This is a genomic window from Leisingera sp. ANG1 (genome assembly GCF_000203975.2).
Taxonomy (GTDB): domain Bacteria; phylum Pseudomonadota; class Alphaproteobacteria; order Rhodobacterales; family Rhodobacteraceae; genus Leisingera.
In genome coordinates this window covers 733,000-748,281 of sequence record NZ_AFCF02000001.1, presented here as the reverse complement: position 1 = coordinate 748,281, position 15,282 = coordinate 733,000, and the positions used below count along the sequence as shown (strand labels likewise).

Genomic DNA, 15,282 nt, shown 5'->3' with positions numbered 1-15,282 from the left:
TGCGGTCAAAGGACGGTCCGCCCTGCTGGATGTGGGGAGCCGAAGCAGCGCCTTGCCGCTGATGCCGCTGTGCCAGGCTGCCCATGGCCGCAAGCTGGCTACCGGCCGGGCACAGATCCTGGTGCTGTATGAGTTGGAGCCGGCGGGGCTGGAAGAGGCCAGCGTAGGGCACAGCGATGTAGTGCCGGTCGCGGTGTGCCGCCTTGAAAAGATCACCCATGCTGATCTGCTGCATGCGCTGGCCTGCGGGTTCGACGTTGTCTACTTGCAGGCGTGCAAAGCGCCGCAGGGGCGCGAGCCGCAGAGGCTGGAAGTGGACCTGGTGCGGGCCCTGGGGGGATTGGGCCGGATTGTGCTGTTCAACGGAGCCGCTGCCGTGGACCGGCGTCTGGCGGCACGGCTGCTGCCGTTTCCCTCGGTTGAGCCCGAGGTGCTGGCGGTGGGCAGCCGCAGGGACACCGCGCGGGCCAGTGCCGCCGCGCTGCTGCCGGCCAGCACCGGCCATGCGGCGCTGCCGGAGCAGGCACCCTATGGCACTGTCAGCCTGCAAGAGGACCTGTGCAACAATTGCAACAGCTGCGTCTGGGTCTGCCCCTCGGATGCGCTGAGCCTGACTGAAAACGCCGGAGCACTGAATTTTGTGGAATCGCTGTGCACCCAATGCGGGCTGTGTGTCTCGATTTGCCCGCAGCGGGCGCTGAGCATGACACCGGGTATGGATCTGACCGCCTATGCGGTGCTGCCGCATTTGCTGACGGAGGCGGAGGGGAAGGCCGCTGGAGCATCCACCCCTGTAGCCCGCCATGAAGCCGGGACGGATCTGCCTGTTGCGGAGCTGCCGGTTATCCCTGTTCCAGAAACCCGCCATACAGACCGCGCTTGAAGATCAGCCCCTTGCCCGGGCGGGTGGTGACGCGGGCCACTTCACCGATGACAATGGTGTGGTCGCCTGCCGGATGGGCGGCATAGCGGCGGCAGTCGAAACGGGCGATCACCCCCTCCAGCGCCGGCGCGCCCAGATCGTTGGGCTGCCAGGCTGCGGCGCTGAAATCCTCGCCGAAAGCGGCGAAATGCTTGGCCAGCGGCAGCTGGTCCTCTGCCATCACGTGAATCGCAAAGTTCTCAGCCGCGACAAAGGCATCGTGGCGCAAGGAGGCCTTGGCCGGGCACCATAGCATCAGCGGCGGCTCCAGCGAGACTGAAGTGAAGCTGTTGACGGTAATGGCCAGCGGGCCGCGGGGCGTCTGGGTGGTGACAACCGTCACCCCGGTGCCAAAGCAGCCGAGCGCATCACGGTAGGCCCGGGCGGTTTCCGGCCCGGGAATGAAGCTGGTGTCGGCCATCTCGCGCGCCTTTTGTTCGTTCCGGGCAGTGACCTGCCACGCATGGCCCGGATTGTCTACCTAGTTCAAGTCCTCAATGAGGCGGCCGTGTTTGCGGGTCTCCTCCAAAATGGCGCCAAAGGTCATGAGCCCGCGCGCCTCCAGCATCGGCAGCATCTTGCAGAAGACCTCAGCTGTGGCGCGGGCGTCCCCCATGGCGGTGTGGCGCAGGGCAGATGGGATGGTGACATCAAGCCGGTCGCACAAGGCGTCGAGCGTGTGGTTCTGGGAGGCACCGAACAGGACCGCGCTCAGCAGCACCGTGTCCAGCACCGGCTGGTCCCATGTGACACCGGTGCGTTTGGCATGGCGGTGCAGGAAGGCCATGTCGAAGGGGGCATTGTGGGCCACGATCACCGCATCGGAGGCAAACCGGTGGAAATGGCGCGCGGCGCTGGCGATGCCGGGCCGCCCCCGAACCATGGTATCGGTGATGCCATGCACCTTGGTTGAGGAGGCCGGAATGGGGCAGCCCGGGTTCACCAGGGTTTCAAAGGCTTCGCTTTCGATGATCCGCCCGCGCACCACCCGCAGGGCGCCGATCTGCACGATCTCATCCTTGTGGGGCAAGAGGCCGGTGGTCTCGGTGTCGAACACCACATAGCTCAGGTTGCTGAGCTTGCGCCCGTTCAATTCCGCATGCTCGCTCTCCAGCAGACCAAAGTCATAAACCAGCGGGCGGGAGTCTTCTGGCGCAAGGCCCGCATGGGCGCCCTCAAACAGGATGATATAGCCCGGCGCGCCGCCCAGCGGTTTCAGGCGCAGGTCGAACACCTGAGCGCCGCTGGCGCTTTTGACTTCTGCCTGAACCTCCATGCCGCTGCGCACCAGCCGGCCATAGGCCGCCTCCAGCCCGGTGAGGTCCAGGTAATCGGACAGCGGTGCATTCAGGCGCGGTGGCGCCTCCTCCGCCAGCACCGCCGCGGCCTGGCCGTCGTAGAGCACGATCTGATGGGCGGGGCTGGCCATCACGGTGGCGATGGGAATGTCGGTCAGGAGCGCGGCCAGCCGGGTTTTCTCGGCTTCCAGATGCTCCGTTTCTCGGGCGATGGCCTCAGCGGCGTTCATGGCAGAGGCGCCGAGCTGGCCCGCCAGCCCCTGGGCCGCTGCGGCAAGATCGCCCAGGTAGCGGGCGCCGTGGGTATCCAGCTCTTTGCTAACGCCCGCATGGGCGCGGGCGCGCATACCCGCAGCCAGGCGTTCGATCGGCTTGGCGACGTTTTCATCGAACAGCAGCCAGACCCCGGCGCAGAGGCCGAGAATGGCAAAGGTGCTGAGCAGGCCGGAGAAAATGAAGGCATCTGACAGCTCTGGCTGCTCTGCCCGGCTGTAGCCGGCCCAAAGCGCGCCTGCGGTGACGGCGATGCCGCCAAATGCCAGCAGGCAGAAGAACAGGAAAATCCGCAGCCGCAGTGACAGGCGTCTGTGCATGGCTACCCTCCGCAGGCGGTGGTGAGGATGGCATCATCGGCCTCGGCTGCGATCCAGTCCAGCCCCTTGGGCAGCCCGTCGCCGGAAAAGGCCACTGTGCCACCGGCCAGCGCACGCTGCCACTTACCGCAGTCCAGCACCGCGGCCTGCTTGCTGACCGGCGCCCAGCGGCCGAAGAAATAGAGATCCGCCAGGAAAACCTGCGGATGCGCGGCGTGGCTTTTCATCGTGGCGGTATCCACCGCGGCGAAGCGGTCCACGTAAGGCACCACCTGCGTCCAGGGGCGGTAGAGACTGCGGTTCTCGATGGTTTCGGCCACGGCCAGGCCTTCGGGCAGGGCGGCTTTGGTGCGGCTGTACCAGCCGTACTCGGACGCGATGGTCACCCCGATCATTGCCAGTCCCGCCGCCACCGGCGCCATCCAGCGCGGCAGCCGGCCCTTGAGCGTCCGGTTCAGGAGCATCACCACGCCCGCCGCGGCAATGCCCGCAAAGATCACCGCAATCAGTTCCAGAAACATCCGATCTCCCCGAAGGCCCCAGGCCTCTTCTTCTTTGTCTAAATACTCGCGCCGCAGGCTCCCGCACTGCCGGCTGGCGCTGCTGTCAGCTTAACATGCCTTTGCCGTGCCCGGCTGCCGATTGCATGGTCTTTACAACAACAAATGCGTCGCGCAGATGACTTCGCTCAAAATCCGACAGATCTGAAGGCGCCAGATAGTTGTCCGGCGCCTGGCTGCTGCGGATTTGTGCGGCCTGATGCTCCAGCCGGGTCTGGGCGATCAGGTCATAGGCGTCCATGAGGTCGCGCGCGCCCGAAGGGCTGAGCACACCCGCGGCCTCCGCCGTCTCCAGCCGGGCGCGGGTGTTCACCTCTGCCAGCTGGCCCTGCAGCGCGTAGATGCGGCCCAGGTCCACCACCGGCACCACCCCGTTGTGCTTCATGTCCAGCGTGTTGCGGTGCTCGCCCGAACGGATGGTGGCCAGCCCGCGCAACAGGCCCAAGGGCGGCGTGTGCTTCAGCGAGTTGGCGGTCATATGGGCGGTGAAGATCGAATTGGCGCTGGCGGCCCTGAGCGTCTCCTGCTGCAGGTCCGCAAACAGCGCGGCGTCGCCGCCGATCGGGCGCAGGTCGAACATCACCGAGGCCAGCATCTGCGCCTCAGGATTCGGCTTGGCGATCCAGCCGCGGAAATAGTCGCGCCAGACGTGCAGCGGCTGCCGCCAGCGCGGGTTGGAGGCCATCATGTCGCCGGGGCAATAGACGTAGCCGCAGGTATCCAGCCCGTCGCAGACAAACTTGGCAAGCTGTTCGAAATAGGCGTTGTCTTCCGGCTTCAGGTCATTGGACAGGATCAGGCAGTTGTCCTGGTCGGAGACGCCGGTTTGCTCGCGCCTGCCTTGCGAGCCGCAGGCCAGCCACAGGTAGGGCACCGGCGGGGCGCCCAATTGCTCCTCGGCCAGCGCCAGCAGGCGGCGGGTCGCGGTGTCGGCGATGTCGGTGATCAGCCGTGTCACAACCTCATGCCGGTTGCCTCCAGCTACCAGCTGCACCAGCAGACGGGGAATTTCAGCGGTGACCTTGGCCATCTCCTCAGCGGAACCTGCGCGGGCGATGCTGGAGACCATCTCGCCTGAGCTGACGGCCTGGAACCGGGTGAGGTCGGTTTGGGTCACGATGCCTGCGAGCCTGCCAGCCTCAACCACCGGGATATGGCCGATGCCATGCTCCATCATCATGTGCAGCACGTCCGACCCGATGGCGGAAGGCGCCAGGGTCAGCGGATCCGGGGTCATTACCGTGCTGACCGGGGTCGAGATGGGTTTGCCGGCGGCGAGGATTTTTGCCGTGAGGTCGCGGGTGGTGAGGATGCCTTGCAGTCTGTCCCCGTCGGTTACGCAGATGGAGGAGATGCGGCGGTCGCGCATCAGTTGCGCCGCACCCTGGCAGGTGAGGCCGCTGGAGCAGGTGACCGGGTCGCGCGCCATGATGGTTGCCACGCGGGTGGTGGCAAGGCTGGTGCTGTCCCGGCTTCCGGGGCGGCGGCGGTCGAAGAACTTGGCCACTTTGGGCTGGCTTGCCATCAGGGCGTGGAAGTCCGCCTTGGGCAGCAGCAGCAGGATTGTGTCGGTGGTGGTTCGGGCCGAGGTTACTGCGCGTCCAGTGCGGGTAAGGCCGCGCTCGCCGAAAGAATTGCGGGGGCCGAGGATGGAGACGGGGATGCCGTTTTCGTCGGTCACTTCCACCTCGCCGGTGTGAACCAGGTAGAGGCCGTCCAGATCTTCGTTCAGAGCATAGACGGGGCCGCCTGCGCTTGCTTCGATCTGGCGGAACTTGGGTGCCAGGTCCTGCAGCAGTGCGGGTTCCAGGCTGTCGTAGGGGTGGACCGAGGACAGGAAGCGGAGCAGGGCAGCGTCAGATAAGGGCATGGGAATACCTGGGCGTCTTCAGGAAAAATGGCCCCGCCAGTGAAACACCGGACGGGACCATGAGGGAAGAGGCGGGCCGCCGGGAAGGCAGCCCGCCCAGGGGAGGTCAGTGGTCCTGTGCGGCCCCTGCGCCGCGCGGGATGCGGACGCTTTCCACCAGCTCCTCGATCTCGGCCGGGATGGCCTCGGTCGATTTGGAGACGATGAAGGCCACCGCGAAGTTCACCATTGCGCCAACCGCACCGAAGGAGGTGGATTTGATGGTGCCCAGCAGCGGATCTGCATCGGTGAAGGAGTTGGTGTCCGGGATGAACAGCCAGCCCTTGTGCAGGAAGATGTAGACCAGGGTCACGATCAGGCCTGCCAGCATGCCGGCCACGGCGCCCTTGTTGTTCACCTTGGTGAAGATGCCCATCATCAGCGCAGGGAAGATCGAGGCAGCGGCCAGGCCGAACGCCAGTGCCACGGTCTGTGCGGCAAAGCCCGGCGGGTTCAGACCCAGGTAGGTTGCCACCGCGATGGCTACGGCCATGGCGATACGGGCCGACAGCAGCTCGCCTTTTTCCGAGATGTTCGGATTGATTGAGCCCTTGATCAGGTCGTGGGAGACTGCCGAAGAGATCGCCAGCAAGAGGCCCGCAGCGGTGGAAAGAGCAGCCGCCAGGCCGCCTGCGGCCACCAGACCGATCACCCAGCCCGGCAGGTTGGCAATCTCAGGATTGGCCAGAACCAGGATGTCGCGGTTGAAGTTGGTCAGCTCATTGCCGGCCCAGCCGTTGGCTTCGGCAGTGGCCTGCAGATCGGCGTTCTTGTCGTTGTAGTACTGGATCGCACCGTCGCCGTTCTTGTCTTCCCAGCCCAGGAGGCCGGTTTGCTGCCAGGTCGCCATCCAGTCGTACTTGGGATCTTCTTCGATCTGCTGCACGGTGACGGCGCCGCCTTCGATGCCGCCGTTCGGCCACATCATCTCAGTGATGTTCAGGCGGGCCATGGCGCCGACTGCCGGAGCGGTCAGGTACAGGAGCGCGATGAACACCAGCGCCCAGCCGGCCGACCAGCGGGCATCAGCTACTTTCGGCACAGTGAAGAAGCGCATGATCACGTGGGGCAGGCCCGCGGTGCCGATCATCAGCGACAGGGTGAAGAGCACCATGTTGAAGGTGTCGGCGTGATGCGCGGTGTACTCGTTGAAGCCAAGCTCGGTCACGATGGCGTCCAGCTTGGACAGCAGCGGCTCGCCGCTTGCGGCGTGGTCGCCGAACAGGCCGAGCGCCGGGATCGGGTTGCCGGTCAGCTGCAGCGAGATGAAGATGGCCGGGATGGTGTAGGCCATGATCAGGACGCAGTACTGGGCCACCTGGGTGTAGGTCACGCCCTTCATGCCGCCGAACACGGCGTAGGCGAAGACCACACAGGCGCCGATCAGCAGGCCTGCGGTGTTGGAAACCTCCAGGAAGCGGCCAAAGGCCACGCCGACGCCGGTCATCTGGCCGATCACGTAAGTGGTCGAGGCCACGATCAGGCAGATCACCGCCACCACGCGCGCGGTGGGCGAATAGAACCGGTCGCCGATGAATTCGGAGACGGTGAATTTGCCGAACTTGCGCAGGTAGGGCGCCAGCAGCAGTGCCAGCAGAACGTAGCCGCCGGTCCAGCCCATCAGGAAGGTGGAGTTGTCATAGCCGGTAAAGGCAATGAGGCCCGCCATCGAGATAAATGACGCCGCCGACATCCAGTCGGCCGCAGTGGCCATGCCGTTGGTGACGGGGTGCACACCCCGGCCGGCGGCATAGAATTCAGATGTGGAACCCGCACGGGCCCAGATCGCGATGCCGATGTAGAGCGCGAAAGACGCGCCCACAAACAGCAGGTTGATGGTAAACTGGTCCATCTTATTCTTCCTCCACGCCGTATTCGCGGTCCAGCTTGTTCATCCGGAACGCGTAGAAAAAGATCAGCCCCAGGAACACCAGGATCGAGCCTTGCTGGGCGAACCAGAAGCCCAGATCGCTGCCGCCGACCTTGATGCCTGCCAGCATCGGGCGCAGCAGAATGCCGAAGCCGAATGAAACAACAGCCCAGATGATCAGGCTGACGATGATGATGCGCACATTTGCCGCCCAATAGCCCTTGTCGGCTTCGGCGGCTTTGTCCGCGTTTGTGGTTTGATCCGCCATGGCGGCTCCTCCTTCTTCCTCCATGCCTGCCGTGCGGGAGCGCAGGGCAGACCTCCTCTGTTTGCCTGCCGCCGGATTCACGGGCGCGCAGACATGACTCCTCCGGTCCGCCAAGGCGGGTCCGACGGGTATTCCAATGTCCGGGGACGGGGTCCTGCCGGGTCAGGGCAGGCCCCGTTTCTTGGTTGTTAGCTGGTGGCCTTGGTCACGATGGCCGCCATGTCCTGGGCGATGTCGTCGATACCGCCCATGGCATCTGTGGTTTTCAGAACATCCTTTCCGCCGTAGTAAGCGATCAGCGGCGCGGTCTGCGCGTGATAGGCCTCCAGCCGGCTGGCAACGGTTTCTGCATTGTCATCGGCGCGGCGCTTCATCTCGGTGCCGCCGCATTTGTCGCATTTGCCGGCTTCCGCGGGCTGTTTGAAGCTGTCGTGATAGCCTTCGCCGCAGCCTCCGCAGGTGTAGCGGCCTGAAATCCGCTCGACCATGGCGGCGTCGTCCACCTCCAGGCTGATCGCGGCGTTGATCTTCTGGTTCGTTTCCGCCAGCAGACCGTCCAGCGCCTCGGCCTGAACGGTGGTGCGGGGAAAGCCGTCGAGGATCACGCCCTTGGTGCAATCGGGCTCTGCCAGACGGTCGCGCAGGATGTTGATCACGATCTCGTCGCTGACCAGCTGGCCTGCCTCCATCACCGCCTTGGCGGCAAGGCCGGCGGGCGTGCCGGCGGCAACCGCCTCGCGCAGGAGGTCGCCGGTCGACAGCTGCACATAGCCGAATTTTTCCTCAAGCATCCGCGCCTGGGTGCCCTTGCCGGCGCCCGGAGGCCCCAGCAGGATCAGAACGGCGGGACGGGTCATGACTGCCATATTCATTGTTCAATCACCCCTTGTTCGCACGGTTTTCGATCAGGTCCTCGACCACCGAAGGATCGGCGAGGGTCGAAGTGTCGCCGAGGGAGCCGAAGTCGTTCTCGGCGATCTTGCGCAGGATGCGGCGCATGATCTTGCCGGAGCGGGTTTTCGGCAGGCCCGGCGCCCATTGGATTACATCCGGAGAGGCGATCGGGCCGATTTCGGTGCGAACCCAAGTGCGCAGCTCCTTCAGCAGCTCATCCGACGGCTCGCGGTCGTTCATCAGGGTCACGTAGCAGTAGATGCCCTGGCCCTTGATCTCATGCGGGTAGCCGACCACGGCGGCCTCAGCCACGGCAGCATGGGCCACCAGCGCGCTTTCGACCTCAGCGGTGCCCATGCGGTGGCCGGAGACGTTGATCACGTCATCGACGCGGCCGGTGATCCAGTAATCGCCGTCCTCGTCGCGGCGGCAGCCATCGCCGGTGAAGTAATAGCCCTTGTAGTCGGAGAAATAAGTCTTCTCGAACCGCTCATGATCACCCCAGACGGTGCGCATCTGGCCCGGCCAGCTGTCCTTGATGCAGAGCACGCCTTCGACGCCATTGCCTTCGATCTCGGCGCCGGACTGCGGGTCCAGGACCACCGGCTGAATGCCGAAGAAAGGTTTCATCGCTGCGCCCGGCTTCATCGCATGGGCACCCGGCAGCGGGGTCATCAGGTGGCCGCCGGTCTCGGTCTGCCACCAGGTGTCGACGATCGGGCATTTGCCCTTGCCGACAACCTCATTGTACCAGTTCCAGGCTTCCGGGTTGATCGGCTCACCTACGGTGCCCAGCACCTTGAGGTCGCTCAGGTTGCATCTTTCGACCCATTCGTTGCCCTGGCCCATCAGCGCGCGCAGGGCGGTGGGGGCGGTGTAGAACTGGTTGACCTTGTGCTTTTCGCAGACCTGCCAGAAGCGCGAGGCGTCGGGGTAGGTCGGCACGCCCTCGAACATCAGCGTTGTGGCGCCATTGGCGAGCGGGCCATAGACGATGTAGCTGTGGCCGGTGACCCAGCCCACGTCCGCGGTGCACCAGTAGATGTCGCCGTCGTGGTAATCAAAGGTGATCTCGTGGGTCATCGCGGCGTAGGTCAGATAACCGCCGGAAGTGTGCACAACGCCCTTGGGCTGGCCGGTGGAGCCGGAGGTGTAAAGGATGAACAGCGGGTCTTCGGCGTTCATCTCGGCGGGCGCGCAGTAGTCATCCGCTTCCAGCGCCATCTCGTTGTAGTCGTAGTCGCGGCCGTCGACCCAGGTGGTCTGGCCGCCGGTGCGCTTGACCACCAGGCATTTCACGCTGTCCTTGGTGTGCAGCAGGGCTGCGTCGGCGTTCGACTTGAGCGGAGTCTTGCGGCCGCCGCGCGGCGCCTCGTCGGCGGTGATGATCACCTTAGCGTCGCAGCCGTTGATCCGGGCCGCCAGCGCGTCGGGGGAGAAGCCGGCAAAGACGATGGAATGAACGGCGCCGATGCGGGCGCAGGCCAGCATGGCATAGGCCGCTTCGGGGATCATCGGCAGGTAGATTACCACCCGGTCGCCTTTGCGCACGCCCATCGACTCCAGGATGTTGGCCATCCGGCAAGTGCGGCGGTGCAGTTCGCTGTAGGTAATGTGCTGTGCGTCTTCTTCGGGGCTGTCCGGTTCCCAGATGATCGCGGTCTGATCGCCGCGGGCCGCCAGGTGGCGGTCGATGCAGTTGGCGGAGACGTTCAGGGTGCCGTCGGCATACCAGTTGATCGAGACATTGCCGAAGTTGTAGTTCACGTCCTTCACCTGGGTGAAGGGCTTGATCCAGTCGATGCGCTTGCCCTGTTCGCCCCAGAACCCTTCGGGATCGGACAGCGAGGCTTCATACATCTCCTGATACTTGGCGGCATTCACATGCGCGCGGGCAACGGTTTCGTCGGACGGCGGATAGACAGCGTCTGCGTGCAGCGCGTTCATTCGGTTTCCTCCCAGAATTTTATTGGCAAGACAAACGACAACGCTGTGCCGTGGCTGTCAAACCGTTTCCTCCTGGGGCCAGATAATACCGCAGTCTGAAAATTTGTGAATAAAATGCCGGTATCAAAGGATTTATCTGTAAACGAATTTCAAGGTTTAGGATGGGTTTGAAAAGTAATTTGCATGCCGGCGCATACCAGCGCTTGTTTTAAAGGCCTTTTCTGTAAAGTCCCGGGCACGCTGATAGCTGCCTGCGGGGCCGCTATTGCCCCGGCAGCGGCGTCCTGCCGCAGGCTGGGACGGCCTGAAGCCTGCGGCAAATTGTGCCGGCGGGGCGGAACGGGCGCCAGATGCCCGGCGCGAGTCGCTGCGTCACCTTTGCCGCCGGGGGGCTTGGCAGGGCGCATCCCTGCCGCTAGCCTGACAGCCAAGCGTCCAGGCCGGATTTCCTTTTGCCGGCAGTCACAAGGGCGCAATTCGGGAGAGTTACATCATGAACAGATTTCTGACTGCCGCCGTGGCGGCTGCTGTGGGTTTTGCCATCGCTGGCGAGGCCGCGGCCACCGAGTGGAACGTGTCCCTGTGGGGCAAGCGCCGCGCCTTCACTGAACATGTGGAGAAGCTGGCGGAGCTGGTCTCCGAGAAAACCGGCGGCGAGTTCACCCTGAATATCAGCTATGGCGGGCTGTCCAAGAACAAGGAAAACCTCGACGGCATCTCCATTGGCGCCTTTGAGATGGCGCAGTTCTGCGCCGGATACCACCGCGACAAGAACCCGACCATCACCGTGCTGGAACTGCCGTTCCTGGGCGTGAACACGCTGGAAGAAGAGGTCGCTGTCAGCCACGCGGTCTATGGCCACCCGGCGGTGCAGGCCGATCTGGCGCGCTGGAACGCCAAGCTGCTGATGACTTCGCCGATGCCGCAGTACAATATCGTCGGCACCGGCGAGCCGCGCGATGAGCTGGCAGAGTTCAAGGACATGCGGGTGCGCGCCACCGGCGGCATCGGCCAGGCGTTCTCGGCCGTGGGCGCGGTTCCCACTTCGGTGACCGCAACCGAAGCCTACAACGCCATGGAATCCGGCGTTGTCGACACTGTCGCCTTTGCCCAGCACGCGCATCTCAGCTTTGGCACCATCAACAAGGCCGACTGGTGGACCGCAAACCTGAACCCTGGCACCGTGAACTGCCCGGTGGTGGTGAACACCGATGCCTATGACGCCCTGAGCGACGCCGAACGCGAGGCACTGGACAGTTCAGTGGAGGAGGCGATTGCCCACTACCTGGAAAACTACGGCGCGCTGCTGACCAAGTGGGACGGCGTTCTGGAAGAGAAGGGCGTCGAGAAGGTGATGATCTCTGATGATCAACTGGCCGAGTTCCGCAAGGTGGCCGCCGATCCGATCCGTGCCAAGTGGATCGAGGATATGAGCGCGCAAGGCCTGCCGGCGCAGGAGCTCTATGACCTGGTGCAGAAAACCTTGAGCGACGTGCGCTCGGGCAGCTAAGCCTGACGCAATAGAAAGGGGCCGGGCAGAACAGCACCGGCCCCTTTTTGTCTTTGATACTACGGAAATGATGGGGGCAGGGCATGGCAGGCAGCGCGGCGGTGCTGGAGGATGGCAGCCTGATCAGCAGGCTGGACCGAAGATTGCTGAAAGCAGAGCAGTTGCTGGCACTGCTGAGCGGCTTGGCGGTGTTCTCCCTGATGATTCTGGCGGTGGTTTCGGTCGGCGGGCGTAACGCGGCCAATGCGCCGCTGCCCGGCTATGTCGACTGGATCGAGCAGATCATGCCGCTGATTGCATTCATGGGCATTGCCTATGTGCAGCGTCAGGGCGGCCACATCCGCATGGATATCTTTATCGGCGCACTGAGGAGACGTGCACTGTGGCTGTTCGAGCTGGTCTCGGTTGTGCTGATCCTGCTGCTGATCCTGGCGCTGGTCTGGGGCAGCTGGTCGCATTTCCTGCGCTCCTTCGATTTCGCCGCGCCGCTGTGGAGCCGCGACAGCTCCATCGACATTGGCCTGCCGATCTGGCCCGCCAAGCTGCTGGCGCCGGTGGCCTTTGGGGTGCTGGCCCTGCGGCTGCTGCTGCAGGTCTGGGGCTACGGGCGGGCGCTGGTGCTGGGGCTGGAGGCGCCGGTGGCGGTGCCGCTGATCCAGACCGCGGCAGAGCAGGCGGCAGCTGAAGCAGACCAGATGCAGGGCCATGACACAAATGGCAGCGGGCAGGGGTAAGGCAGATGGAACCGATTGAAATCGGCCTGTGGGTCACGGGCGGCCTGCTGGCCATGGTGGTTTTGGGGATGCGGGTGGCCTTTGCTGCCGGCATGGCGGGGCTTGCGGGTCTCATCTGGATCTTCTGGGCCAAGTTCGGCTATGACCCGGCGCGCTTTGGCAAAGCGCTGACCATCGCGGTCAAGACCGCAGGTCAGGTGCCGCACTCCAAGGTGTCCAGCCAGGCACTGAGCCTTATTCCGACCTTCATCCTGATCGGATATCTCGCGTATTACGCAGGTCTGACCCGCGCGCTGTTTGTGGCCGCCAAACGCTGGATCGCCTGGCTGCCGGGCGGGCTGGCGGTCTCCACTGTTTTTGCCACTGCGGGCTTTGCCGCGGTGTCGGGTGCATCTGTGGCGACCTCTGCCGTCTTTGCCCGGATCGCCATTCCGGAGATGCTGGCGATCGGCTATGACAAGCGCTTTGCTGCTGGTGTGGTGGCCGCGGGCGGCACCCTGGCCTCGCTGATCCCGCCCTCCGCCATTCTGGTCATCTACGCGATCATTGTTGAGCAGGACGTGGGCAAGCTGCTGCTGGCAGGCTTCATCCCCGGCGCGTTTTCTGCGGTGATCTATGGCCTGCTGATCGTAGGCATCGCAGTGGTCTTCAAGACCGTCGGCCCACCGGTCAAGGGTTTCACCTGGGGCCAGCGGTTTGCGGCGCTGCCGGGCGCGCTGCCGATCGTGCTGGTGGTCGTGATCATCATCTGCTTTGTCTACAACCCCTTTGGCGGCGATGCCTGGGGCACCCCGACCGAAGGCGGTGCCATCGGGGCCTTCATTGTGTTCCTCTATGCGCTGAAGGAGGGGATGAAATGGGCGGAGCTGAAGTCGGCGCTTTTGGAGACCGCCAAGCTGACAGTGATGATCTTCACCATCATCTGGGGTGTCCTGATTTATGTGAGGTTCCTCGGCTTTGCGGATCTGCCGGGGGCGTTCTCAGACTGGATCACCTCGCTGGAGATGTCGCCGATGCTGATCCTGATCTGCATCCTCTTGGCCTACGCGGTGCTGGGGATGTTCATGGATGCTATCGGGATGCTCTTGTTGACCCTGCCGGTGGTCTACCCGGCAGTGATGGCGCTGAATGGCGGCGAAAGCGTCGCCGCGGCAGACAGCGCATTCGGCATGAGCGGTACCATGTGCGCGATCTGGTTCGGCATCCTGGTGGTGAAGATGGCCGAGTTCTGCCTGATCACCCCGCCCATCGGGTTGAACTGTTTCGTGGTGGCCGGCGTGCGCGAGGATCTGAGCGTGCAGGATGTGTTCCGCGGCGTCACGCCGTTCTTCATCGCCGATGCAGTGACGATTGCCTTGCTGGTCGCCTTCCCCGGGATTGTTCTCTACCTTCCGTCCCTGGCGGGCTAGCAGCGGGGAGCTTTGCGCTGCGGCTTGGCAGCGGGCGGTGCAGGGCCTATATGGCGCGGCATCAGAGATTTTGCCCCCACTGCACCAGGCCGCGCGTTTGAGCGTGGCGCCGATGACGGATTTGTGCGACTGATTTTAGTGCGCTGATTTTGTGTGGTTTTTCAGTTCTGAATTTTGCGTGTAGCACATACGTAGCAGCCGTCCCTTCCTGATCGTGAAGCCGGGCCCTATTTGTTCGAGGATGCATCCTTTCTGTTTGGTCTCCAAATGAATGTGCCAGGACAGCGCGAAATGTCCTGGCCATTCCGCTGACATCTCACAGGATCTTGGCCAGAAGGACATCTGCGTCGCGGATGGCGGCCAGTTTGTCATCCAGTGCGATCTTGGCGGCTTTGAATTCTTTCCAGCGGTAGGCCAGGTTCACGTACTCGATGACCTTTTGATCCTGTTCCCAATCCACATCCACAACTTGCGAAATCGCGGCATCGCCTTTGCCGTAGCGGATTTCATTCTGCGTATAGCGGATTTGCTCTCCCATGAGCTCGATCAGATCTTGGTCGATGCCCACGAGGCCCCCACGCTCCCGGAGAGACCGTATGGCTTCCAAGATGATCAGCCGGGTCGATCCTTTTGTAACCAGACTTCCTTCGAGCCATTCTTCTGCGAGCAACCGGCCCAAGATGATCGCTTCCAACGTCAGCTTGTGAACGGTGCGTTCAATCTTCGTGTTAGCCTTTGGGCCAACTTGATTTCGTCGAAAAGCGCCTGGGTCCGGCGCAGAGCGGGTTGGACACCTAGGAGGACGGACGCATTTTGAAGCGCCTCGTCGTGTGAGGACATGAAATCACGCTGCTCTTTCAATGTGTCATGACTAAGGTCGAACATGGTGTTCTCCTATGCAGCGCCGCGGCGGGGTTGCTGACGGCTTCAAGAGCGGCTGTTTTTCCTTTCGACTGCGCGGTTTTCGTTTTGAGAGGCTGCTTTCTCTCAGTTCATTGCGGGGGCAGGGCGTTTTTCGGGGTTCATACCGAAATCTCGAAGAAACACCTGCGACCGCAAGCTCAGGAAAATTGTTCAATGGGGGTGCAATGTGAGCCTGGCAATCAACCTTGTCTAAGGATGACTTTGATGCAGTGACTGCCCTTGACCGCATGGGGTTTCCAAGCTGGGTCCGCAACGTTACATGAAGGAGAGTGGTGATGCGATCGGCGCTAAATTTCTTCCGTTTGCCAGCAGCTCTGTCTTTTCTTGTCTTAGTTTGAGGCAAGCTGAGCAGCGGGCCCGTTTTCTGGTGGTATGTCATCCAGTTCACGCCCTCAATCAAATATGCCATGAATACTTGCCGATGCCCGTCTGCAGTTTGCAGTC

Annotated in this window: 13 protein-coding genes; 4 read left to right on the top strand and 9 right to left on the bottom strand. The window is 63.3% G+C overall.

All coding sequences use genetic code 11. From position 1 onward, the window contains the following. The first annotated feature begins 61 nt into the window (after nucleotides 1-61). Nucleotides 62-883 (top strand): ATP-binding protein, encoded by an 822-nt coding sequence (locus GC1_RS03675; protein ID WP_237754561.1) that lies wholly within the window; start codon nucleotides 62-64, stop codon nucleotides 881-883. On the opposite strand, the gene GC1_RS03670 is transcribed toward GC1_RS03675, so the two are convergent. The 8 genes from GC1_RS03670 to acs all read right to left on the bottom strand — a co-directional run bounded on the left by GC1_RS03670 (nucleotide 843) and on the right by acs (nucleotide 10,261). Then, nucleotides 843-1,343 carry a flavin reductase family protein gene (locus GC1_RS03670; RefSeq protein ID WP_019295873.1) on the bottom strand — a complete coding sequence of 167 codons (501 nt, stop codon included), beginning with the start codon at nucleotides 1,341-1,343 and terminating at the stop codon, nucleotides 843-845. The two genes, GC1_RS03675 and GC1_RS03670, sit on opposite strands and share 41 nt — an antisense overlap. Nucleotides 1,344-1,403: 60 nt before the next feature. Beyond that, nucleotides 1,404-2,813 (bottom strand): 3'-5' exonuclease, encoded by a 1,410-nt coding sequence (locus GC1_RS03665; protein ID WP_019295874.1) that lies wholly within the window; start codon nucleotides 2,811-2,813, stop codon nucleotides 1,404-1,406. Nucleotides 2,814-2,815: 2 nt separating this feature from the next. Then, the gene (locus tag GC1_RS03660; RefSeq protein WP_019295875.1) at nucleotides 2,816-3,334 is read right to left on the bottom strand and encodes a hypothetical protein; all 519 of its coding nucleotides are present in this window, start codon (nucleotides 3,332-3,334) and stop codon (nucleotides 2,816-2,818) included. An 85-nt stretch (nucleotides 3,335-3,419) separates the two neighbouring features. Beyond that, nucleotides 3,420-5,243, bottom strand: coding sequence for a DUF294 nucleotidyltransferase-like domain-containing protein (locus tag GC1_RS03655; RefSeq protein WP_019295876.1), 1,824 nt, complete (start codon nucleotides 5,241-5,243; stop codon nucleotides 3,420-3,422). Between the two features lie 106 nt (nucleotides 5,244-5,349). Continuing rightward, entirely contained in the window at nucleotides 5,350-7,134 is a 1,785-nt protein-coding gene (locus GC1_RS03650) for a sodium:solute symporter family protein (protein ID WP_019295877.1), read from the bottom strand. Between the two features lies 1 nt (nucleotide 7,135). Continuing rightward, nucleotides 7,136-7,420: a DUF4212 domain-containing protein gene (locus tag GC1_RS03645; RefSeq protein WP_019295878.1), complete on the bottom strand. Its 285-nt coding sequence runs from the start codon at nucleotides 7,418-7,420 to the stop codon at nucleotides 7,136-7,138. Nucleotides 7,421-7,608: 188 nt separating this feature from the next. After that, nucleotides 7,609-8,292 (bottom strand): adenylate kinase, encoded by a 684-nt coding sequence (locus GC1_RS03640; protein WP_019295879.1) that lies wholly within the window; start codon nucleotides 8,290-8,292, stop codon nucleotides 7,609-7,611. Nucleotides 8,293-8,299: 7 nt separating this feature from the next. Further along, on the bottom strand, nucleotides 8,300-10,261 hold the full coding sequence (gene acs, locus GC1_RS03635) for an acetate--CoA ligase (protein WP_019295880.1): 1,962 nt from the start codon (nucleotides 10,259-10,261) through the stop codon (nucleotides 8,300-8,302). Between the two features lie 493 nt (nucleotides 10,262-10,754). Here acs and GC1_RS03630 point away from each other — a divergent pair, with 493 nt between their 5' ends. The 3 genes from GC1_RS03630 (at nucleotide 10,755) to GC1_RS03620 (ending at nucleotide 13,914) form a co-directional block, all read left to right on the top strand. Continuing rightward, nucleotides 10,755-11,771: a C4-dicarboxylate TRAP transporter substrate-binding protein gene (locus tag GC1_RS03630; RefSeq protein WP_019295881.1), complete on the top strand. Its 1,017-nt coding sequence runs from the start codon at nucleotides 10,755-10,757 to the stop codon at nucleotides 11,769-11,771. An 83-nt stretch (nucleotides 11,772-11,854) separates the two neighbouring features. Then, on the top strand, nucleotides 11,855-12,505 hold the full coding sequence (locus GC1_RS03625; protein WP_019295882.1) for a TRAP transporter small permease subunit: 651 nt from the start codon (nucleotides 11,855-11,857) through the stop codon (nucleotides 12,503-12,505). Nucleotides 12,506-12,510: 5 nt separating this feature from the next. After that, entirely contained in the window at nucleotides 12,511-13,914 is a 1,404-nt protein-coding gene (locus GC1_RS03620; RefSeq protein ID WP_039136568.1) for a TRAP transporter large permease, read from the top strand. Nucleotides 13,915-14,230: 316 nt separating this feature from the next. On the opposite strand, the gene GC1_RS03615 is transcribed toward GC1_RS03620, so the two are convergent. Beyond that, on the bottom strand, nucleotides 14,231-14,482 hold the full coding sequence (locus GC1_RS03615) for a hypothetical protein (RefSeq protein WP_019295405.1): 252 nt from the start codon (nucleotides 14,480-14,482) through the stop codon (nucleotides 14,231-14,233). Between the last annotated feature and the right edge of the window lie 800 nt (nucleotides 14,483-15,282).